10 protein-coding genes are annotated in these 23,831 nt (G+C 40.9%); 4 read left to right on the top strand and 6 right to left on the bottom strand.

The window, feature by feature from the left end; translation table 11 throughout:
- Positions 1-349 precede the first annotated feature (349 nt).
- Entirely contained in the window at positions 350-547 is a 198-nt protein-coding gene (locus C234_RS17485; RefSeq protein ID WP_152532484.1) for a hypothetical protein, read from the top strand.
- Between the two features lie 777 nt (positions 548-1,324).
- On the opposite strand, the gene cysS is transcribed toward C234_RS17485, so the two are convergent.
- The gene (gene cysS, locus C234_RS0109170; protein WP_027325518.1) at positions 1,325-2,806 is read right to left on the bottom strand and encodes a cysteine--tRNA ligase; all 1,482 of its coding nucleotides are present in this window, start codon (positions 2,804-2,806) and stop codon (positions 1,325-1,327) included.
- 243 nt (positions 2,807-3,049) lie between these two features.
- On the opposite strand from cysS, the gene C234_RS0109165 reads away from it, so the two are divergent.
- Positions 3,050-6,130, top strand: a complete 3,081-nt coding sequence (locus tag C234_RS0109165; RefSeq protein ID WP_027325517.1) for a SusC/RagA family TonB-linked outer membrane protein — start codon at positions 3,050-3,052, stop codon at positions 6,128-6,130.
- A 27-nt stretch (positions 6,131-6,157) separates the two neighbouring features.
- Positions 6,158-7,702 (top strand): RagB/SusD family nutrient uptake outer membrane protein, encoded by a 1,545-nt coding sequence (locus C234_RS0109160; RefSeq protein WP_248596498.1) that lies wholly within the window; start codon positions 6,158-6,160, stop codon positions 7,700-7,702.
- A gap of 225 nt (positions 7,703-7,927) precedes the next feature.
- On the opposite strand, the gene C234_RS0109150 is transcribed toward C234_RS0109160, so the two are convergent.
- The 5 genes from C234_RS0109150 to C234_RS0109130 form a co-directional block, all read right to left on the bottom strand.
- Positions 7,928-9,589 carry a RagB/SusD family nutrient uptake outer membrane protein gene (locus C234_RS0109150; RefSeq protein ID WP_027325514.1) on the bottom strand — a complete coding sequence of 554 codons (1,662 nt, stop codon included), beginning with the start codon at positions 9,587-9,589 and terminating at the stop codon, positions 7,928-7,930.
- A gap of 15 nt (positions 9,590-9,604) precedes the next feature.
- Positions 9,605-12,361 (bottom strand): SusC/RagA family TonB-linked outer membrane protein, encoded by a 2,757-nt coding sequence (locus C234_RS0109145; RefSeq protein WP_027325513.1) that lies wholly within the window; start codon positions 12,359-12,361, stop codon positions 9,605-9,607.
- A gap of 38 nt (positions 12,362-12,399) precedes the next feature.
- Positions 12,400-14,238 (bottom strand): RagB/SusD family nutrient uptake outer membrane protein, encoded by a 1,839-nt coding sequence (locus tag C234_RS0109140; RefSeq protein ID WP_027325512.1) that lies wholly within the window; start codon positions 14,236-14,238, stop codon positions 12,400-12,402.
- 21 nt (positions 14,239-14,259) lie between these two features.
- The gene (locus C234_RS0109135) at positions 14,260-17,457 is read right to left on the bottom strand and encodes a SusC/RagA family TonB-linked outer membrane protein (protein ID WP_248596497.1); all 3,198 of its coding nucleotides are present in this window, start codon (positions 17,455-17,457) and stop codon (positions 14,260-14,262) included.
- Between the two features lie 161 nt (positions 17,458-17,618).
- Entirely contained in the window at positions 17,619-18,857 is a 1,239-nt protein-coding gene (locus C234_RS0109130) for a glycoside hydrolase family 88 protein (protein ID WP_027325510.1), read from the bottom strand.
- 234 nt (positions 18,858-19,091) lie between these two features.
- Between C234_RS0109130 and C234_RS0109125 the strand changes: the two genes are divergently transcribed.
- A complete protein-coding gene (locus tag C234_RS0109125; RefSeq protein ID WP_027325509.1) occupies positions 19,092-23,105 on the top strand; it encodes a hybrid sensor histidine kinase/response regulator transcription factor in 4,014 nt (1,337 codons plus the stop codon).
- The last annotated feature ends 726 nt before the right edge of the window (positions 23,106-23,831 follow it).

Below are 23,831 nucleotides of genomic sequence, written 5' to 3'. Positions count from 1 at the left end.
TGTGTTTTCTGTGGGAGCTGATTTTTAAAGAATTCCGGAGTTTCTTGGAGACTTTTGAAAACGCCAAAATGCCAAAACGCCTATATGACTGTTTTTTTATTCAACTCTTTATTGGTATGGTTGATTACGTTATTGATTATTAGTGTTATAGTTGTTTTTATCGGCTTCTTCGGAGTAGCGTTTTTCCACTGTCCGTTTTCATGACTTGAAGTCCCTTTTTTATAACGAAAATTGAGGATTAATGGTAGAGGTTTCCGACTTTCATGTAATGAATATTTGATGTGTTGTGCGGCTGTGCCATGAGTGAGCGTGTAATCGGACGACATTGTAGTACCGAAGCATGAATGGTATGGCATGCCCGACTTCATCCTCCAGGCACTTCGGCTTCCACCTCTGCATCCCATCAGATGAATGGTATGGCGTGCCTGACTTCATCGCCGGAACAATTAACTTATTGGGGCAGCTCTACTGTTGGGATATCAAGAGAGGAGCGAATTTTATTAATACGATACGAGATTATGGAGAAAGAAAGAGCCCGGCGGCTTAGGTCGGATTCTTCTTTTTCTTAAGAATATTTTAAACAAAAATTAGAGGAGAAGAAGAACGGAACCGGTAAGTGCTCTCAATTCCGGCAGCCTCCGGATTCTATGTTATCGTTTGCAAAACAGTCATATAGGCGTTTTGGCATTTTGGCGTTTTCGAAAAAGCTTCTCCGGCGGCAATATTGTTTGCTTTCTGATTTGTTAATTCTTTGATTATAAGATGGTATGTGATTAATTCTCTCTTTGCCGAGGAAGAAAATCTTTCCGAATGAGGTAAAAAGTTTGCGTTATATGGCTTTGGGGGAATACCTTCTCCGGAAGGCTCCGAATGTCGGATTGATCAGTCGAATATGACCTTTTTGGAGACGATTGTTTTTGAGAAAAAGTATTACGTAGTTGAGGGGTGTAAAGAGGAACCGATGATGAAGGATTCGCAAAGCGTACCAGAAAAAAGAAAGAATGGGATGCCAAAACAAAACTGAGCGCTCGGGAAAGTTGCGGATTGTAAGAGACACGCGTAAAATGGCCCCGTCAAACTTCATTTTGAGGTAATGATAGGGCTATTTTTACGCATCCTCATTCAACTCCAAACGGTATAGCCTCACTCGATTTCCGTTTCTAATATCCGGTTTTCGGTTAAGCGCTCGCTTCAAAGAGAAACAGCCTGCCCCTGTTGTTTCTCAAACTGCTTATCGGACGGGCTCCTGTCAGTCCTCGCTGTCGGTAAGGCTCAAGGAAGCTAAGCAGTATGATAATTGCCTGCTGCGGCTTCCGCAATGCTGTTATTTATTCAGCTTCCACTCGAATCCGTCTTTCGTGTCTTTGATTTCAAAGCCGAGAGCGGTAAGCGTGTTGCGGATTTCGTCCGAAGTAGCCCAGTCTTTGTTGGCTTTGGCTTTCATGCGTTGTTGCAACAACATGTCCACCACTTTTCCGTAGGCTGCTTCGCGACCGTCGGACGACCCTTTCTCTTCTCTCAGTCCCATTATGTCGAAGCAGAAAAGGTGGAAAGTCTCTTTCAATGCTTTCAGATCGTCGGCGGAGAGCGTAGCGTTGCCGGCAATCACGTTGTTGATGATGCGTGCGCCTTCGAAAAGCTGCGCGATCACCATCGGCGTGTTCAGGTCGTCGTTCATCGCTTCGTCGCATTTGGCACGCAGTTCTTTCACGTCGATTCCGGCTGAGCTGGCGCTTGCGGGAGCGATCTTTTCCAGTGCCGAAACGGCTTCCATCAATCTCTGCAATCCTTTTTCGGCAGCCTGCAACGCTTCGTTGCTGAAATCTACTGTGCTGCGGTAGTGTGCCTGAAGGATGAAGAAACGGATTGTCATCGGAGTGTATGCTTGTGAGAGCAGCTTATGGCTGCCGTTGAAGAACTCGTCGAGCGTGATGAAGTTGCCGAGCGATTTGCCCATCTTCGTCCCATTGATGGTAATCATATTATTGTGCATCCAGTAGCGCACCATATCGTCGCCTTGAGAAGCCACCGACTGCGCAATCTCGCATTCGTGATGCGGGAACACCAAATCCATGCCGCCGCCGTGAATGTCGAAATGTTCGCCCAGATATTTTCGTCCCATGGCGGTGCATTCGGCGTGCCATCCCGGGAAGCCGTCGCTCCACGGCGAGGGCCAGCGCATGATGTGTTCCGGTTGTGCTTTCTTCCAAAGGGCGAAATCCGCCGGATTGCGTTTCTCGCTCTGTCCGTCCAGCTCGCGGGTGGTATTCAGTACATCGTCCAGATTTCTTCCCGACAGCTTGCCGTAGTGGTGGTCTTTGTTGTATTTCGCCACGTCGAAGTATACAGAACCTTCGCTTTCGTAGGCATAGCCCGCATCCAGAATCTTCCGCACGAGCTCTATCTGTTCGATGATGTGTCCCGAAGCGTGTGGCTCGATGCTCGGGGGCAACACGTTGAGCGCCTCCATGGCTTTGTGGTAACGGTTGAGGTAATGCTGCACCACCTCCATCGGTTCCAGCTCTTCGAGCCGCGCTTTCTTGGCTATCTTGTCTTCGCCTTCATCGGCGTCGTGCTCCAAGTGCCCCACGTCGGTGATGTTTCGCACGTAGCGAACTTTATATCCCAAATGTGTGAGGTAGCGGAAAAGCACGTCGAACGTGATCGCGGGGCGGGCATGTCCCAGATGGGCGTCTCCGTACACTGTCGGTCCGCATACATACATGCCCACATGCGGAGCATGGAGAGGAACGAAAAGCTCCTTCTTTCTATCTAAAGTGTTGTAAATGGTCAGTTGATGTTCCATAATGTTGGTTGTTTACTCTATTCAAAAGCGCAAAGTTAGCATAATTCTCTGATATATACGATAAATGAGTTTCGATGTTATTTCCTTTATCGGCTTGTGTATGTGGAGTATGTATGATTTTTGAATTATTATGTACGTTTTTACTACTTGTTGTGCAGGCTCCTGAATACATTTGCAATATCGGATAAAGTTCCGATTGAATGTAATTTTAATATGAACCTTTGTAATATTAAGTTTATTATTATGACAAAAAAAAGATTGTTTTGCAGCATAATGAGCATGTTGCTTTTTTGCATGTTATGCGCGCAAAGTGCTTTCGGGCAAAAACTGGCGGTCACGGGCAATGTGACCGATAATAACGGTTATCCGGTGATTGGCGCTTCGGTGCTTGTGGAAGGAACGACCAACGGTACGATTACCGACATGGACGGCAATTTCAAACTGTCCGATGTTCCTGCGAAAGGAAATCTTCAGGTATCTTTTATCGGGTACAAACCTCAGACAATAAAAGTAAACGGGCAAACGAAGTTTGACATCAAACTTCTGGAAGATACGCAAACACTCGATGAGGTGGTTGTGGTAGGCTACGGCGTGATGCGTAAGTCGGACCTGACGGGTTCGGTGGCTTCGGTGAAAGCGTCGGATGCCATCAAAAGCACTCCGGTGGCCAACGTGTCGGATGCCTTGCAGGGGCGTCTGGCGGGTGTATCCATTGCCGGAGGAGGCGATCCTTCCAAATCGGCTGCCATCCGCATCCGTGGGGTGAACTCGGTGACTGCCGATGTGGAACCGCTGCTTGTGGTAGACGGATTCATCGGCGGCAGCTTGAAGAATATCAACCCGAACGATATTCAGTCTATCGAGGTGCTGAAAGATGCTTCCGCCACTGCGGTATATGGTTCGCGCGCTGCGAACGGGGTGATTCTGGTGACTACCAAGAATGCGAAAGAAGATAAGGTGGTGATCAACTTCAACGCTTTTGCCAATCTCAAAACGGTGCTCGATAAGCCTGATGTGCTCAGCGCCGGCGAGTTTGCGGAGTTGGCCAACGACTATGCGAAAGAGTTTTTTGCAAACAAGCCCCGCGCTCCTTATTATACGGAAGAACAGATTGCCGACTTCAAGCAAGGCAAGGGAGGATACAACTACGTCGATCATATTTTCAACGAGCCTGCCGTTGCACAAAACTATGATTTGTCTATTGCGGGCAAAAGCGGCAAGACTTCTTATCTGGCTTCTTTCCGCTACGAAAATACAGACGGTGTGATCAAGGAATCGAACTACCAACAATACAACTGGCGTTTGAAGCTCGATACGGAACTGAAGAAATGGCTGAGTGTCGGCTTGAATCTCTGGGGCGATTATAGCGAGAACAAGGGTCCGCGCATGACTCAGTACAACGGTCTGCTGATGACTGCCATGAACTTTGCGCCGACCGTACAGCCCAAGAATGAAAAAGGCGTTTATAACAACAGGTTTGCCATCGACGGTGGTCCGGCTTATAACCCGATGGGGCATATCTGGGAACTGGACGAGAAGGTGAAGCGCCTGGACAATTATCTTCAGGGGTATGCCGACTTTAAGATTATGGAAGGGCTGACGTTCCGCAGCCAACTGGGCATCACCTTTACGAACAATCTTTCGAACGCAGCTCACAACGAAAGAAGCTACGAGTACTTTGCCAACAGCCAGACCAGTGCGATAGCCAATTCGGCATGGACTTTCAAGTTCCTGAACACCAATACGCTGAACTATACGAAAGAGTTCAACAAGAATCACCGCATCAATGCTACGGCAGTATTCGAGCAGGCACACAGCAACCGCTACCAGCATAAAGGCGCAGGACGCAATCTGACATTTCCCGATCTGCTGACGTACAATGCGCTGGATGCATCCGAAATAGGCGATGTTTCGTCCGACCTTGTGAAGCATTCGCTGATCTCTTATCTGGCGCGTGTCAACTACGTACTGATGAACCGTTACATGCTGACGGCTTCTGTGCGTGCCGACGGCTCGGCGGCTTTGGCTGACAAGTGGGATTATTTCCCTTCGGTGGCTTTGGCTTGGGACATCAAACAGGAGAAATTCATGGAGAAATACGATTGGATGGATCAGTTTAAACTGCGTGTGGGCTATGGTTCGGTAGGGAATCAGGCGGTGGAGATGTACCGCATCTTCTCTAAAATGGTGGCGAGCAAGAACTCCGACGGCAGCACTTCCTATCGTCTGGACCGTCCGGCGGCAAGATTCCTGCAGTGGGAACGCAACGACCAATGGAATGCGGGACTCGACTTCTCGTTCCTCGGCGGACGTATTACCGCCAGCATCGACCTGTACGACAAACTGTCGAAGCGTGTGCTAATGGAAGTAAAACAGCCCATTTATACCGGTTGGAACACTTTGTTGCGCAATGCGGGCGAAATCAGAAACAGAGGTCTTGAGGTTACGCTGGGAGCTACTCCGGTACGTACGAAAGACTGGGACTGGCGCACCGACCTGACGCTCTCGCACAACAAAGGTACGTTCGAGCAGATTCCCACCATCACGAAGATGCAGACACAGGGAAACGGTAAGTTCGAAAGCCTTATCTTCCGCATGATCGAAGGCGAGAAGCTGGGAACGTTCTACGGCTATACGTACGATGGCGTGTGGAAGACGAACGAAGTGAACCAAGTGGCAAATATTCAGGGAAATACCGCCAATAAAACAAATGCGGAGGTGTATGGAGTCATCCCGGGACAGGCGAAATACCGCGACCTGAACGGCGACGGCAAGTATACCGAAGAAGATATGAGCATTATCGGCTGCGGACAGCCAATGTTTAACTGGGGATGGAACAATACGGTGAACTATCGCAATTTCGACTTTACAGTGTTTGTTGTCGGCTATCACGGATTCGATATTTATAATGCTACTCGTCAGGCACGTTTCAGTATTTTGCCGGGTATCAACCTCGACAAGCTGACTCCGAACCCCGAATGGAAGAACCGCTGGACTCCTACGAACGAGAACAGCGATATCCCCGGATTTGTAAACGCCACCAAAGACATTCGCGATGCCATCAGTTCGCGTTTTGTGGAAAACGGAAGCTTTGTCAAGGTGAAGAGTGTGACGCTGGGCTACAGCCTGCCGAAGAGCTTCTGCCAAAAAGCCGGAATCAACAACCTGCGTCTGTATGCTTCCGTACAGAATCCGTTCCACTTCACAAGTTACAGCGGACTCGACCCCGAAGCGGCGCTGGGCACTCCGTTGAGTCAGGGAGCCGATTGGGGAGCCTACCCGAACGGGCGTAACTTTTTGTTCGGCCTTAATTTCTCATTCTAATTTTAACCGTATAATAAACAGAAAAACATGATGAAGAAAAATATAATGATGACATGCGCGGTGGGAAGTTTGCTGTTGGCAACCTCTTGTGTCGAACTGGATCAGCTACCGCAATCATTCCTTACGGAAGAAGAATACATCGAGACTCCTCAAACTCTGGATGTGGTGGCAAAAGCCGTGTCAGGCGTTTATAAGGATATGTGGAACGGGAACTACGGCTTCAGTTGCCGCATCCTGCGATACAGTACGGCTGCCGGCGATATTGTTCCGCTGGTCACCAAGCCCAACAACGATATGCTGTATCTCTACAACATGACTCCGACCACCAGCGGAAGCGTGAAAGACGTCACCGCTCTCTGGAAAAACTTCTGGGATGTAATCAGCAGCTCGAACAAGATCATCGGCGGCACTCCCATCCCTGAGGATCAGGCAGAGGCGGCTAAGTATAAAGCTGTTGTGGCGGAAGCACGGTTTATGCGTGCGCTGGCTTACTTCCACCTGGTGCGTATGTTCGGCGATGTTCCTTTTATTGCCAGTTCGGGGGAAACTTTCGAGGATAAGCTGCCTCGTGTTCCGGTTGCGCGCATCTATGATGAAATCATCGTTCCCGATCTCACCATCGCTTGCGCCGATCTTCCTGCGACAAGCCGTACGGGCGATGCCGGATCTCCTTCGCAGTGGGCTGCCAAAACTTGTCTGGCGGACGTAAACCTTACGATGGCGGGATGGCCTTTGAAGAGAGATACTTATGCCGAAGCTGCGCGTCTGGCCAAAGACGTTATCGAAAAATCGGGGCTGACCCTTACCAAAAAGTACGGGGATCTGTGGAAAGAGGATAAAAAGCACGAAGCTAACGAACATTTGTTTGCCATCATGAACAGTGTGGCGTATAAAACTCCGAGCCAGTACGGTAAATCGTTCTATCCCAACACCCATGCCAAGTATCCGGGATGGGGCGACTATTTCGCGAATCCCAAATTTGTGGAATCTTGCCCCAATGATGACCGCAAAGCATGGAATTTTGAGCTTGCATGGGATGAGAAAGTGGGCGGAAAGGTAAAACACGTCACTTATCAGGAAAGCGTCAATAAACTGCCGCTTATCTCGAAATACCGCGACTATAACGAAGTGAACAAAAAAGGGGTGTTGAGTCAACTATCCAACGGCCTTACCACAGTTTATCGCCTGGCGGATACGTATCTGATTTATGCGGAGGCCTCTACGCTGGCCACTAAAAAAGTGGATGATCTGGCTGCCCGCTGTCTTCGCCAGTTGCAGGAAAGAGGCAATGTTCCCGAAGCGGAACGTACCCAAACGACCGATCCGGAAGCGTTCGACAAAGCGGTGTTCAAAGAAAGAGGTATCGAGCTTTATGCCGAAGGCAAGCGCTGGTTCGACTACATCCGCCGTGAAAAGGCCGCCGAAATAAAGGAGTTTCGCTATGTGGATGAAGTGTCGGGCATCACCGATCCGTTCGCACAGTCTGTTTATAAGAAAGAAGGACATTATTATCTGCCCATTCCTCAGGACGAAGTGCAAATGGCCGGATGGGAAAACAATAAGGGTTATTGATTATTTCCTTTCGCGTCTGCCGGGCGGTTACAGTTGGTCCGCGCATGTACGGGAAAGTCGATAATGATATGAGTAAAGGCACACGGCCGGAGCGGATTCTTCGCGAATCCGTCCCGGCTGTGTTTTTTACGGACGTTATTTTTCTGCAGACTTAAGATAGTTTCGGCTTCAAAGTTGAGCACATTTACTGAATATCCCTACTTATAAAGACGCTGTTTACAACAATCACCATCCTGGATTTTGCTTCAGATTAGGATTCTTGAAACGTTCAGTGTTGGATATGGGATAGAAATACATATTGTCCGTTATTTTGTGAGTCTCAAGTAATATTTTTTCATAATTAAATGTATCATCGTCGTTCTTTGTTATTTTTACACCGTATATATTAGCTGTCTTTTCAAGTTCTTTCCAACGGCGTACATCCCAGAAGCGATGTCCCTCAAATGCCAGTTCCACTCGGCGTTCATTTTTTAAACGTTTCACAAAATTATCTTCGGTAATACCTGATGGAAATCCCGGTAGTTCAACGCTTGTGCGTCCACGAATCAAATTTACCGCTTCACGTGCACTCATTTCATAATTAGCATCTTTATAGTCAGGATCATGAAAAGCATTAATCATGGCTTCTGCATAATTAAGCAGAATCTCACCATAACGGAACAATACCCAATTATGTTGCTTTTTCGTAACAGTACTACCAGCCTCGAAACTTATCGAATTATTTACATATTTTTTTAAATAATATCCTGTTTTTGTTGCATTCTGCAGAGGGATCCCGTTAGCTCCTCCTTCCCATATTTCTATAGGATTTGCAGGCCATTTCATTTGATTGCAGACAATTGTATATTTCATACGTGGATCGCGATTATCATAGGGGTTTGATTGGTTATTCCATACAAAAGGCTCACCATTAGCCATGTCATACGCTTCCATCAGATTTTGTGTTGGACAAGTCGATGTGTTTCCTCCTTCCACACCTATGGGGAAATTAGCTCTCTCAAAGTTGCCGGTCTCTCCTACTGGACGATACAATATGACTTCTGCTTTTTGGTTATTAACTTCATTAAATATTTGGAGGTAAGAAACTAAGTCCAAGCCTAAATCATTCTTTTGTTTGATAATATCATAGGCGGCTTCTGCCGCTATTTCCCACTTTTCTTCGCTATTATCTGAAAATAAAGGGCTGGCCATATATAAGGTAACGCGTGATTTTAATGCCATGGCGGCTGTTCTTGTGATACGTCCTTTTTCTTTTGTGCTGAAATGATCATAATTTACAGGTAAGATATGGGCAAGTTCCGAGCATTCATCCACAATAAATTTGGCAACTTTCTCACAAGTTTCAGGTTTAACATTGTTAGCCTCATCTTGGGTCAAAACATCCAGTACAAGAGGAACATTATGATAACGCTTGATCAATTCAAAATAGAAATATGCTCTAAGAAAACGGACTTCATACTTGTAGTTGTTGAACTCTTTCATAATATCCTCATAATCATCTGCATATTTCCATTCTTCAAAAATCAAGCCGGCAGTTTCTTTTAAATAAAAGTTAGCTGCACGAATTCCTTCATAATAATGTCCCCATACATTATCTACCAGGTTATTGGCAGACCAAGTACCATCTACAAACCGTTGAATGTGGGAAGACTTGTAAATATGGACAGCATCATCTGTAGCCGTATCTAGCATAGCTCCATCTATGGAACAGAAATCGGCTTTTAAAAAGCCATACACATTTGTTACTAGTTGCTTAACTCGTTTATAGCTATCAAGCACTTCCTGTTTTGTGAAGTTATCAGACTCATCACAATCCATGAAATCACATCCTGTTGTCATCAATAAGAACAAAAGCAGTAGAATATTTTTTATTTCTATTTTTTTCATTTTTGCCTCTCCGAATTAGAATTGTAAATTAAAACCAAAAGTATATTGTTTCATTGCAGGATGGCTGGTCCCCAATGCCTCTGGATCAGCAATATCAATACTGTCCAAACAAAATAAATCATGACCACGAATGTAAAGCTTCAAGGATTTTATGGCATTCCATTTACGCAACCACTTATCAGGAAACTGATAATAAATTTCTAATGTGCGTAGCTTTAAAAAAGAAGCATTTGTTACCCACAATGAATTATTATTATAATTATTCTCTGAACTTAATGCGGTTAATCTGGGCAGTGTTCCGTTTGGGGTATGTTCACTCCAGCGATTCTCCCAATAATACTTGGAGATTGTATTATTGTTTATTAACGGGCGATAGATACTTCTTGTATCTAACACTTGACTATAATTGGTTACTCCCTGGAATTGGGCTGAAAAGCCTGCACCTTTGTATTCAGCTCCTAAACTGAACCCATAATAAATCTCCGGACAAATAGTATTATAGCCTATTGGCACCTTATCATATTGATCAATCCGTTTATCATCATTCTGGTCTTTGAACCTTAAATCACCAGGACGTACATCGGACAAATATTGTTTTATTTCACGCTTGTCTATTTCTTCCTGGCTTTTATAAATTCCCTCCACTTCATAACCGAATATTTGACCAACACGATGGCCTGTACGCTTCAGATAATTATATGGACGATACTCTTCATTCATATTAATAATCTTACTGCGATTGAATGAAATTTGTCCACCCACCTGATAGCTGAACACATCTGCTTGTTCATTCCAATCTACCATTAAATCTACTCCATAATTATCAACGATTCCATCATTACGCTTGGGAACAGTCATACCAAATACAGAAGAAATAGCATTGCCACCATCCACCAATATATCAGTCCGATGGTCGTAATAACCATCAATGATAAATGAAAGTTTTTTCCATGCCATGAAGTCTATACCTACATTTAATTTATGTGATTTTTCATAAGTTAGTCCATCCACAGCAATTTGTTTCTCTTTCATTCCACTCTGACTACTCGGAGTATCTTTAAAATAATAACTGCTTCCACTTCCCATATAATATTTATACAAGTTTACTCCAAAATCTGTTCTTCCGGCTATACCATAAGCTACTTTCAACTTCAAGAAATTGATATCTTTCCCTTTCAGCCAGTCTTCTTCCGAAAGAATCCAGCCAATCCCTACTGATGGAAATACTCCCCAACGATGATTCGGTTCCAAAACGCTGGAAGCAGAACCAGACAAAGCAAGGTCAAGCAAATAGCAATTCTTATAACTATAATGTGTCTGCATAACCATATCCATGTAAGCTCGCGAGGCATTCTGTCCGTCACGGTTCATCTTGTCCATGGCATATAGCATGACAGAACTTAGTCGATGTGCTCCCCATTCTTTTTTGTAGTTTATTTGTGCATTAAAATTGAAACGACGAACGACTTGTCCTGTATTGCTAGTAAAGTTTAAAGAAGACTCATTACGTAATATGTTATATTCATCTTCCTTTCCATCCCAACCCTTTGTTGCAGACTCATAAGCGAAGTTTCGTATATTTGAGTCCCAATAACTGGCATAACTGTCAAGCCCGACTCGAACAGAGGCAGACAGTCCGGGAATAAGAGCATTTAAATCCTGTTGAATATTCATATCGGCATACAAAGCACGATTTTGTGAACGCGCATATCCCTTACCGGAAATGAGGGCTATGGGATTGTTAGAATACATAATAGAACCTCCCCATATTCCATTCTTTGTTTTAATGGGAAATGCCCCTGAGGGAACTTGATACAAAGCCGTAAAAATGTCATCTATTTGTGTGCCGGGACGGTTATGTTCTGAGAAGTTACCCAACATACTCAATTGTGCTTTTGTTGTTTTAGTAGCTTGTATATCAAGATTAGTTCGTATATTTAATTTAGAAAATTTAAACTGAGTGGAATAATCTTCATTGTCATTTGCTGGTTTCAAAATTCCTTGGTCATTAAGATAATTCAACTGCGCATAATATTGAATTTTTTCATTGCCCCCTTGAATGGAGAAATTAGCATTATGCCCATAACTATGGTTCCGCAAAGCCTCTCCCCACCAGTCTACATCCGGATAAAAGTCAGAATAGGTTCGATCTCTAAACGCATCTAGTTCTCGTTGAGCATAGCGGGGGGTAAGACCATCATTCCTTAGTCCTTCATTTAAAGCCTGTGCATAGGTATATCCATTTACCATTTCTGGTAAACGAATAGGAGTCCCCATGTTAAACTCGTAATTAAAATTAATCGTTGGTTCTCTTACTTTTCCACGTTTAGTCGTAACATAAACTACGCCGTTGCCTCCCCGTATTCCATATAAAGCCAAAGCAACGGCATCTTTCAAAATGGTAACAGTTTCTATTTCTTGTACCGTCAAATCCGATATAGAACGTACTAAACCGTCAATTAGAACCAACGGACTTTTGCTGTTCGTTGTTCCCAACCCGCGTATATACATTGTGGGACCATCTGCCCAAGAGCTCCCGGCATTTTGTAAAACATATAATCCCGCAATAGTTCCAAACAACAAATTGGAAGGATTAATGCTTGTTTTGTGAAGCAATTGTTTTTCCGTTATCGTTCCTCCCGCAGTTGTAGATTCTTTCTGATCCACTGTAATCCCCCGTCCGTACTGCTGTTGTATGTTGTCTGTTTTTTGTGCCAACATATTTACTGACACCAACAAACTTATCATGACTAATTTTATAGTTTTATTCATAGTATGTTTTTATTTATTCATTGAATGATTTTTCATTATCACCACCCTGGGTTCTGTATCAGCCCGTACCCTTTATTCACTTCTTTATCTGGGAATGCACTTAGATACCATTTTGCAGAAAAGCCTCCAGGTTTTTGCCATGCTCTTTCCGGCAGTTGTGGGAAATCGAATTTATATGCTCCGGTAATTTTATGGCGGTACACATTGATTCCATGCAGATGCTTAGTAAAATCAGCTTCACGTTTCCAGCGAATCAAATCGAAAAAACGGTTTTCTTCCCATACAAACTCACAGGCACGTTCACGAAGAACAGCTTCACGAAATTCAGTTTTTACATCCTTCTCCCCTTTCAAGATAAGTTCAGGCAAACCAACTCGCTTTCTTATTGCATTGATGTATTGATAAGCTTCATCCGTTCGATTGCATTCATTCAACGCTTCCGCGTACGCAAGATAAATTTCGGCCAAACGCAAATAAGGCCAATGAATTACACGGTTGGTATATTCACCTTTCCGGTCAAGAGCAAATTTGCGCCCAGCAATACCTGTGGCTAGACTTTGGCTGTCTAAATAACCTTTTAAGCCCCAGTCCGCACCCTTTGGATAATTCTCTTTGTCTTTAGAATCTACTTTATAGACTTTAGCCTTTCGCCCTTGAAAATCGTCACCATCCAACAAAATTGTTTCACATAGACGAGGATCACGATTAATAAAAGGATTTGCTCTATGAACAGGATTATCCCAATCGAAATCATCGCCGTTTGCCATTGGGAACATATCGAAACATTCTTTTGTAGGACACCAGGCTCCCCAACGCAAACTTTGCATCAATGTATTGATGTTATTTGTCCTAAAATGCCTACGCACAGAAATTAGGCTTTCAGTAGTACCTCGTGTATAGTATGCATCTTGAAAAGCCTGTCGGAATGTATTCTTTGTTGCCGTTTCTTTTTGTACTAAAGCATAAAAACCGCCTTGATTCAAAGCTCGAAAGAAATCTTCTCCCGCTTTTGCTGCATCTTTCCAGCGCTGTTCACTATACTCTCCGAACCAAGTTAATAATCTGTCAGAAGCCTCTCCTGGGAAATAAGGTTTATCAGAATTAAACAATGGGCTAGCAACAAATAATAGTACTCTCAATTTTAATCCCATAGCGGAAGCTCTTGTCATACGTCCACTTTCATTGCTCAGGTCATCTTCGGGCAAAGCCCAAGGCAAATCTTTACATGCAATAGCCTCATCCAATAATCGAATGGTAAAATCTACTGTCTGCTGTAAGGTTGAACGAGCCGGCAAATCCATCTCTTTAGGTGTAATGGCATGATCTACAATAGGCAATGCTCCATAGTGGCGCAACATTTCGGAATATTGCACAGCGATGGTAATTTTAGCTTCTGCTTTTAAGCGAGATTTTTCTTCTGCAGTCATGTCAGGTACTCTGTCCACATTATTTATAAATATCCACGCATGGCGAATTCCTTTCCATGGGTCACGCGCATACATGTTGTATTTGGTTGCATGACTTTCTCCTGCCGAGTAATCCTCACTCCCTGCGTTGTAAAGTCCTGGATAGTATAATTTGTCCGCTCCTGCATAACCGACATATGATTGTGCCAGATCTGTTAATGATTCTATTGATCCTATCCGCATTGAGGTTGAATTATTATAACCGGTCGAAAAGCCATAAGGCAATTTCGAATAAGCATACCATAACACTCTTCGGGCGTATTCTCCTGTAGAAAAAATAGTGTCAATAGTAACATCTCCACTAGGCGGTTTTTGAAGAAACTTATTTCCCAAAGCAAAATCTTCACATGATGTAAAAGTCACATATAAGAAAAGTAGCAACAGATGAATATATTTTCTTGTTTTTTTCATAACTATTTCTGTTTTAAGTAATTAAAAACCCACTTTTAGCCCCATATTTACTACCATTATTACTGGATACATTGTATTACTACTTGGATGGGATTCCGGATCCACTATTTTCAACTTGTCAAATGTCAACAAGTTGTATCCTGTTGCAAAAACTCTTAAGCTTCCGACATTTATCTTGCTCAGCATTCTTTTCGGGAAGTTGTAACCTATCTCCACATTCTTCAAGCGTAAGTAGGAAGCATCACGTAACCATAAATCCGAATCTCTGTAATTATTTGTTTTGTTAGTAAACGAGATGGCCGGTGCTTTAGCGGAGTTCCCTTTTTCCGGCGTCCACATATCATTTATCATATATTGCATCAATGAGCGAGTGTTAGTAGCTCCAAACGGTTCCCGAAAAATGTCATCCAATAGACGGGAAACTTTTGTGGCTCCAGCCCATGTTATACTAAAATCAATCCCTTTATAAGAAAATCCCCAATTAATGCTTCCTGTAAGAAGAGGATATGAAGGATAGCCGATAGCGGCGACATCGTACTGGTTTATTTTATGGTCGCTGTTTAAATCCTTGTATTTAACATCGCCAGGTTTGGGAGTATATCCTGTCCCGTGGTCTGGAATTGATTTTCCACGTTCAGTCGCATAGTTTGCTACATCCTCTTCCGAGAAAAAACCGTCATATTTATACCCCATTTGTTGCCCGACTGGCTTGCCGGTTCTTCTCATATAATCATAAGGGTAAGGAACTTCATCCTGAAAAACTATCTTATTTTTAGCATAAGCCAGGTTGAACCCTAAGTTGTATCTAAAATTATGAATCTTATTTCGCCAATTGATGCTTAACTCATAGCCTTTATTATCTACCTTTCCTATATTGGCAATGGGTAAGTTTACTGCCAAGTAGGTCGGTAAAACTTTTCGGTTAGTGAGAATATCTTTACGATGCTCAATAAAATAATCAAAATTTACTTTTAGTTTATTACTAAATAAATAGATATCAACTCCGTAGTTTTGTTTGGCAGAAGTTTCCCAAGTTACATCTGGATTACCCATTTTACTTTCCACTGCACCTTTCCAAGCAGAAGAAATGGTGTTCCCAAAAAAATAATTGCCGGTCGAAGGGTTATAGGAGTCCGGTAGATAAAGGAAACGGAAGTTGCCGCTCACACGGTCGTTACCTACTATGCCGTAAGAGGCGCGAAATTTGAAATAACTCAACCATGGTTTTAAAGGCTGCATAAATTTTTCTTCAGTTAAAACCCAACCAGCCGAAGCCGCAGGGAAAAAACCGAATCGTTTGCCTGGCGCAAAGTTTTCCGATCCGTTGTAGCCCACATTTATTTCAGCCATATAACGAGTCTTCCAGTCATAAGTAGCGCGTCCTACCAACCCAATATAACTTCGGGGAATAGATTTAAATACCTCAGGGTTGCTATCCGGATAATATTTCATTGTTTGGTTATACATCGCCAAAGTAGAAACATGATGATTTCCAAAATCGCGTTTGTAGTTAACGGCAACCTCCATATACCAATCTCTACTTCGGTTTGTGCTCTCTGAATACTGAAGATTAGTTTTATCTCCAACTTTGCGTAAATTAATCGTACCTTCTTCATTGACTATCGTCTCATAATGAGGAGTAGAAGTTTTACGTATTTTTTTTAAAGTTACACCACTATTATAAGAAGCCTTTATATGGGCTTTTAGTCCATTAGTAATGAAGTTTAGCTTTTGTTCCAGCATAAAGTCAAAATTCAGGACATCGCCTGCTGAAGTATTATATCCAGAACCATAATAGGCATAAAGTGCATCTCTGACATCTCCGGGTAAATTAAACTTCTTAGTATCAGGCCATATCCATTTGCCATCCACAACACCTACCCCTGACATTGGAATTGCCCAATAAATATCACGAAACAAGTATTGGATATTATCCTTTCCTTCATAGTTTGGCGTACGTTTATTGTTTACACGTCCTCCTAAGTTTATACGCATCAATGTATTTTTTGTAAGACCCAAATCGAGATTTATACGATAATTGTAACGGTTATATCCAAAATTAGCATCATACTCTTTTTCAAACGATTTGAAAAGCCCATTTTGCGTGAATACTCCCAAAGAAGCAAAATAACGTGCATCTTTTGTCCCACCGGAAATTGAGAAATTGTGTTGTGTCTGCAAAGCAACATCCTTGACTAGCATATCCACCCAATCTGTATCCGGATAAATTAAAGGATTGCTGTGATTCCGGTAAGCCTCAATCGCTTCGTCGGTAAAAGCAAAATTACTTTCTATCCCATCTCGGCGCTGGGCATCTACATATGTACTTGCGTAATCATAACTGTTGGCAAATTCTGGTATACGAGTAGGCATCTGTAATGAATAAGAGGTAGAAAAATTAATTTTTGGCTTTCCTTCCTGCCCCCTTTTCGTTGTCACCAGAACAACCCCATTAGCACCACGCACACCGAATACAGCAGTTGATGAAGCGTCTTTTAAAATAGAAATATTTTCAATTTCATTCGGATCAAGTTGATTGAATGAACGCTCAACACCATCTACCAATATAAGAGGTGAAGACAAGCCTTCTGTCAACGAACCGACACCACGCACATATATTGTCGCATCATCTGCTCCCGGTTGTCCGGTACGTTGTACTGTAGAAAGTCCTGGCATTTTCCCTGCTAGCGCGTTGGAGATGCTTGAAACTGGAGACTTTAAAATTTCTTCCGTACCGACAGATGAGATGGCACCTGTTACGGAAACTTTTTTTGTTACACCGTAAGCTACCACTTGTACTTCTTGCAACTGCAAAACATCTTCTGTTAATTCTACCTTCAAAGTAGACTCGCCTCTATAAATGATTTCTTTATTATTATATCCGATATAAGATATGAGGATAGTAGCTCCGACAGGAATCTCTAACTTGAAATTTCCTTTCATATCGGTAATCACTCCCTTATTGGTACCTTTTATCACAACGCTGGCTCCTATAATAGGATCATCTTTATCCACCACCGTACCGAGAACCATTTTGCTTTTCTGTTGTGTAATAGCATTCTCAACAGTTATACCTTTCATCACATAATTCTCTGAAGAAAAAGCCTGTTGACCGGATATAACAGAAACAGCTATCAGACATATCCATTTTTGAGGAATTTTCATCCGAGTGAAAAAGTCTTTCATTACATTTAAATTTAAGTTAGTATAATGATTCATTAAAATCTATTATTTACTACATTCCGTAAATATAAATTGAATTCTTTTAAAAAAAGAGGGCTTCAGGAATATAGATAGATAAGAAAGCAGATAAACTATATTGGTATACTTTTCGCATTGTTCATGTGCTAAAAGCCGCTTTTCTGTACTTAATAACACTATCATATTTTATTCGTTTTTCGGATAACATGTGTCATGTTATTTTGCTCTATGTCTTTTTTTCGTTTTAATGCTTCCAGATAATAATAATCCGCATAATTTAAAGGAACATCAATTTCATTTCCTTGTGGATAACTCCCAACAGAATGCATCAATAAGAAGTTATGATTCTTACCCATTTGGTTTCGATAAGCCGGTGAAGACAGGGAATACATAATTTTATCTGCTGTTTTTTTGTATTCCGCTTTATTCGAATATATGCTTAGTTCATACAAAGCTGCGGCAACAATGGCAGCGGAGGAAGCGTCTCTGATTTCATGGGGAATATTTACAGCATCGAAATCCCAATAAGGAATTAAATCTTCAGGTAGATTGGGATGTGTGAATATAAATTCATATGTAGCTTCTGCTTGTTTAAGATATTCCGTTTGGTGTGTATACCTATAACACATCACATATCCATAAATACTCCAGGCCTGTCCGCGAGCCCAAGCGGATTCATCTGAATATCCTTGAGCAGTGCAGCGGCTCCGTATCTTACCCGTTTCCATATCATAGTCAACAACGTGGTAAGAACTTCCATCCTCACGAAAATGATTTTTTAAAGTCATATCAGCATGTGAAACAGCGATATTATAAAATGTAGAATCGCCGGAAAGAGAAGTCGCTTCAAAAAGTATTTCCAGATTTACCATATTATCAATGATGACAGGACACTTCCAACCTCTTTTTGCCTGCCATCCTGTGTGAGCGCTCCATGACTGAATTACCCCCGCTTTAGGGCGAAAACGGGTGGATAAAGATTTGGCTGCTTGTATAATGATTGAATCATATGCTTCATGTCCCATACGCATGCCATTCAAATAACTGCATCCGATAATGAAACCTATATCATGATGAGACGTTATATACTGTTGACTTTTTAATGCTTCCGTATATTTCTTAGCCAGTGTTTTCCATTTCTCATCGCCTGTAAGATTATACAGATACCAAAGGCTTCCAGGGAAAAAACCTAAAGTCCAATCCCATGACTGGGAGGCATATACTATGTCGCCTTTCGTGTTTACTGTACGAGGTGTCCAAAGCTTGTCATTCTTTTTAAGTTCATCTATCAACATTCTGTATTGTACTACTGCATATTCGATATTCTCTAAAAGAAAATTATTTTGCCCTTCCATTCCTTTGCACGCATCAATAAAAAGGAAACATAGTCCTATACAAATTAAAACAAGGTTTCTCATAAACAATCATTTATCTGTTATTTAGATAAACAAAAATAAGTATGTAAGGGCAAAGAGCAGGATGATATATGTACAAAAAAATACAAGGGATATACAAAAATCTGATCTTAAACCAATATGTACAATAATAGCATCTAAAATGGACAAAACTACCCTCTACGAAACGATTATAAGCATACACTTGTACTAAAAAAACTGTATATTTGTAACTTAGATAATAATATCTAAGACACTATGAAAAGCTATATTTTACTTGTTCTTTGTTTTATATATATTCAAGGAAAAGCACAAAGTATATCATTTCTCCATCTGACAACTGATGATGGTATGCCTAATAATTCTATATCCTCCATTTATCAGGATGAACGTGGGTTTATGTGGTTTGGTACCCGCAATGGAATTGGTTTATACAACGGAAGAAAAATTAAAGTATATCAAAAGGAGAAAGGTGTTTCTAACACCATTCTATACAACGACATATATCATATTACAGGTGATAAGAATGGACATGTTTATGTCATGACCAACAGAGGAATATCCGTTTACGATATAGAAAAGGATTCATTTAGCATCATAACCAGAAATAATATAAGAGCTCAATTTTACTATAAACATCTATATGCCGCTACCTCAAAACAAATATTTAAATACAATGGAGAAAAACTAGAGTCTTTTTATAAACTCCCAAACAATAAAGGATATATTAAAAAACTCTATGTACATAGTGATTCCATCCTCATAGGAAGTGATCAGGGATTATATATACTCACGCCACAAAGAGAATTATCTCACCCCATTCCAACAGGAAATATTTCCGATATTTTCAGAGATAGTAGTGGGGAATACTGGGTTACAGAAAGTTCTGGACATGGAATATATCGTATTCGAGGTAAAAAGATCAGTAACTTTCGGTATAAAAGAGAAGATCCAACAACTATTAGCTCTAGTTTTACTCACAGGTGTTGCGAAGATAAAGAAGGAAACATTTGGATAGGAACCTTTAACGGTCTGAATAAATATGATAAAAGTACCGGAAAATTCAGTCGGTATTTAAAGCGGGAACAGAGTAAAAGTCTGAGCCATTCATCAATTTGGGGGCTATGTTGTGATGAGCAAGGGAATATTTGGATAGGAACTTACTCAGGCGGGGTTAACTTCTTTAATCCACAAAAACAGATTTATCGTGAGTTTCTCTCTTCCTCTAAAGAAGAGGAAGGGCTAAGCTCTCCTATCACCGGACGTATGCTAGAAGATAAAGAAGGGAATTTGTGGATTTGTACGGAACGGGGAGGAATTAACAAGTATAATCCTGTTACACAGACTTACAAACGTTACATAAGCAATAGTAGTGCCAATGATTTGCCTCATGATAATGTACGTGCTATTTACTATGATTCTTTACAGCAAGTATTATGGCTTGGTATACATTTGAAAGGATTAAACAGGTTGGATATGAATACAGGGCACTTTATCCAATATAAAAATGAAAAAGAAGATAAAAACTCTCTTCCCTCAAATCTTGTTGAGGATATCATTCCCTACCAAAAACAATTAATACTGGCTACAGCAAATGGAGTTACATTATTTAACCCAGAAAATGGAAAAAGCAAAGCTCTATTTCAGGATAAAACCGCACTTTATAATACAAGATCTACGATAGGCTTAACTTTTGACCATGAAGGAACACTGTGGATGGTGAACAATAATAATGGGGTATGTTCTTACCATTTTGGCACTCATAAATTCTCTGTATATAAGCACAAAAACGCCAATGAGCATAGCCTTAGCAGTAACAGCGTCAATTCCATTTATGAAGATAGCCGGAAGAGACTATGGTTCTGCACAAATGAAAATGGTATAGACCTATATAGAAAAGAGACTGACGATTTCATTAATTTCGATATGCGTAAGAATGGAATTGCCAGCAACGTAGTATATAATATGTGTGAACTGTCACCTGATAAATTGTTAGTAACTACAGATAAAGGATTTTCGATATTGGATTATCAGCAAAAAAAATTCAAGAATTATGATGAACTGCCATTAACTTGTATTAGTGAAAATGCTCTTTATAAAAGTCGGAAGGGAGAGATATTTATCGGAGGAACCACCGGGTTTATTTCTTTCTACGAGAAAGATCTTGGAGAGACTCCACGGGCTTACCATATATATCCATATCGTCTGATTGTGAATGGAAAAGATGTCAAAGTAGGAGATTCGAGCGGTATATTACAAAAAGATATTACATGTACTTCCAAAATTGTTCTCAAATCTACACAAAACATATTCAATATTGAATATACATCTACAGACTACATTCCTTTTAATAAAGATAAACTCATTTATCGGCTGGAAGGTTTCTCTAATACATGGAACATATTAGAACTGAATAGCATTACCTATACAAATTTGGCTCCCGGGAAATATACCTTAGTTGTTAAAGCTGAAGATGTAAATGAGATGCTGGTGCCTCCAAGCCGGATGCAGATTGAAATTTTACCTCCTTTTTATCGTACGGAATGGGCATATCTATTGTATATTATATGTGTTACTATAATTGCATACTATATTATAGATACCTATCGTCGCCGTCTTAAATTACAGGAATCTCTTAAATATGAAAAGAAACATATCGAAGATATTGAAAAACTGAATCAGATTAAACTGGGTTTCTTTACTAATATCTCACACGAGTTTCGGACTCCGTTGACACTTATTATTGGGCAAATGGAAATGTTATTACAAATACGCTCCCATGCTCCTAACGTATACAATAAAATTCTGGGAGTATATAAAAGCTGCTTGCAGCTAAAAGAGCTTATCACCGAACTTTTGGACTTTCGAAAACAAGAACTAGGACATATGACTATTAAGGTAAGCAAACATAATATAGTTGATTTTATATATGAACATTATTTGCTTTTTCGAGAATATGCAGTACAACGCCATATCTCTTTTAACTTCGAAAAAAGTAGTGATAATATTAGTGTTTGGTTTGATTCTAGACAGATGCAAAAGGTTATGAATAATCTTGTTTCTAATGCATTTAAATATACAAAAGCCGGGGATTCAATATCTATATCAGTCAGAAAAAGGAATCAAGAAGTACTGGTTGAGGTTACGGATAGTGGTTCGGGAATTGCGGGAAAAGATATTGATAAAATATTTAATCGATTCTATCAGGCAGATACATATGCTTCATATACGGGTACAGGTATCGGACTAGCTCTTACTAAAGGAATTATTGAATTACATCATGGGAGTATTGATGTGTCTAGTGAACTAGGGGAAGGGACAACCTTTTGTATACATTTGAAAACAGGAAAAGAGCATTTTGCAGCCGAGGAAGTTTATACTCCTGCTAATATCTTCTTATCAGACGATGCTTGCCAACCCAATTTAATCTCCCAAGAAATGTTATTACAGGAACAAAAGAATGTAAGTTATGAAAATGTATTAAAGGGGAAAAAATACAAAATATTGATTGTAGAAGATAACAACTCACTTAGGGAAATGTTAGTCAGTATCTTTAATACATTTTATGATGTAATTACTGCTTCCAACGGAAAGGAAGGACTGGAAAAAACTTGTTCTGAAATGCCTCATATCATTCTTAGTGATATCATCATGCCTGAAATGTCCGGAACCGAGCTTTGCAAGGCAATTAAACAGAATTTTGATACTTGTCACATACCTGTTGTTTTGTTGACGGCAAAAACTGCAATAGAACACAAGTTGGAAGGATTGGAAATGGGAGCGGATGACTACGTTACAAAACCATTTAATATTAATATTCTATTATCGAGGTGTAATAATCTGATAAATAATCGAATGGTATTGCAGGAGAAATTCAGTAAACAACCGCAAATAAATACACATATTTTGACTACAAATATCCTGGATAAAGAATTCATGGATAAAGCTATGGAAATTATTGAGAATGAAATTGACAATGGGGAGTTTAGCGTTGATCGACTTGTATCCCAAATGGGAATTGCTCGAACTAAATTGTTCACTAAACTAAAAGCAATAACCGGCCAAACACCTGGCGAGTTCATCATGACTATCCGTTTAAAACGAGCTGCATATATGCTGAGAAGCAATCCTGAATTAAATATCTCTGAAATATCTGACCGGGTAGGATTCAATACTCCTAAATATTTTAGTAAATGCTTTAAGGGGAAATTTCATACAACCCCACAAGCATATAGAAAAGATGCCCCTAAATTTAGCAAAGATTTTATATAATGAGATGTATACGTGAATTCGGGATAAATATATAGTTAGAATAAAACCAACTGTTGATTCTGTTCTATGAAATATTTTTTCGTTAAGACTGAATCATTCATGGTTGTTGTCCAAAAGATTGATGCAACGGCAACCCGTTGGCGATCAATCAGGAAACGTTTTGTTTCTGTTTTGTGCTTTCTTCTCAGGTAATCTATATCTCTACTTTTGCATTCTGTTTCTAAGTTTTTATCTCGCCTATTGATTATGTGAAAAAACTCTCTAACTTTGTTATTGATAACTGGGAGGTGTGTCAAAATGCACACCTCTTTTTTTATGCACAAAGCCCCGACTTTCACAAGCTGGGGCTTTGTTATTACCTAAAGTGGAAAAATCGGAGTATGCTGTTACAGTGGTCTAGCTGAAAGAAGCGCCGAATATTATGTAAATTCCATTTTTTTACAGATCTTGATTATCAGGAAATTACAAATATCAGTCAGGCTGATTTCCTTTGAAAAACGGAGCATGCTGTTACACTCCGCTCAAAACAGTTAAATAGTGTTATCTGAATCGGAGCATGCTGTTACACTTTTAGGAAGATAATGCAGGCGCCCACTTCTCCACAAAATCGGAGTATGCTGTTACAGTTTTGATGAATTTATTATCTTGAAGGATAAACAACCCCTTCAAGACTATGGCTACACAACCTAAAAAAATGAATATCATCAAGCAGGTCCTTACGGGCCA

It is taken from the genome of Bacteroides pyogenes DSM 20611 = JCM 6294, assembly GCF_000428105.1.
Classification (GTDB): Bacteria; Bacteroidota; Bacteroidia; order Bacteroidales; family Bacteroidaceae; genus Bacteroides; species Bacteroides pyogenes.
The sequence above is the reverse complement of the archived record's forward strand: the minus strand, read 5'-3'. Positions and strand labels throughout refer to the sequence as shown.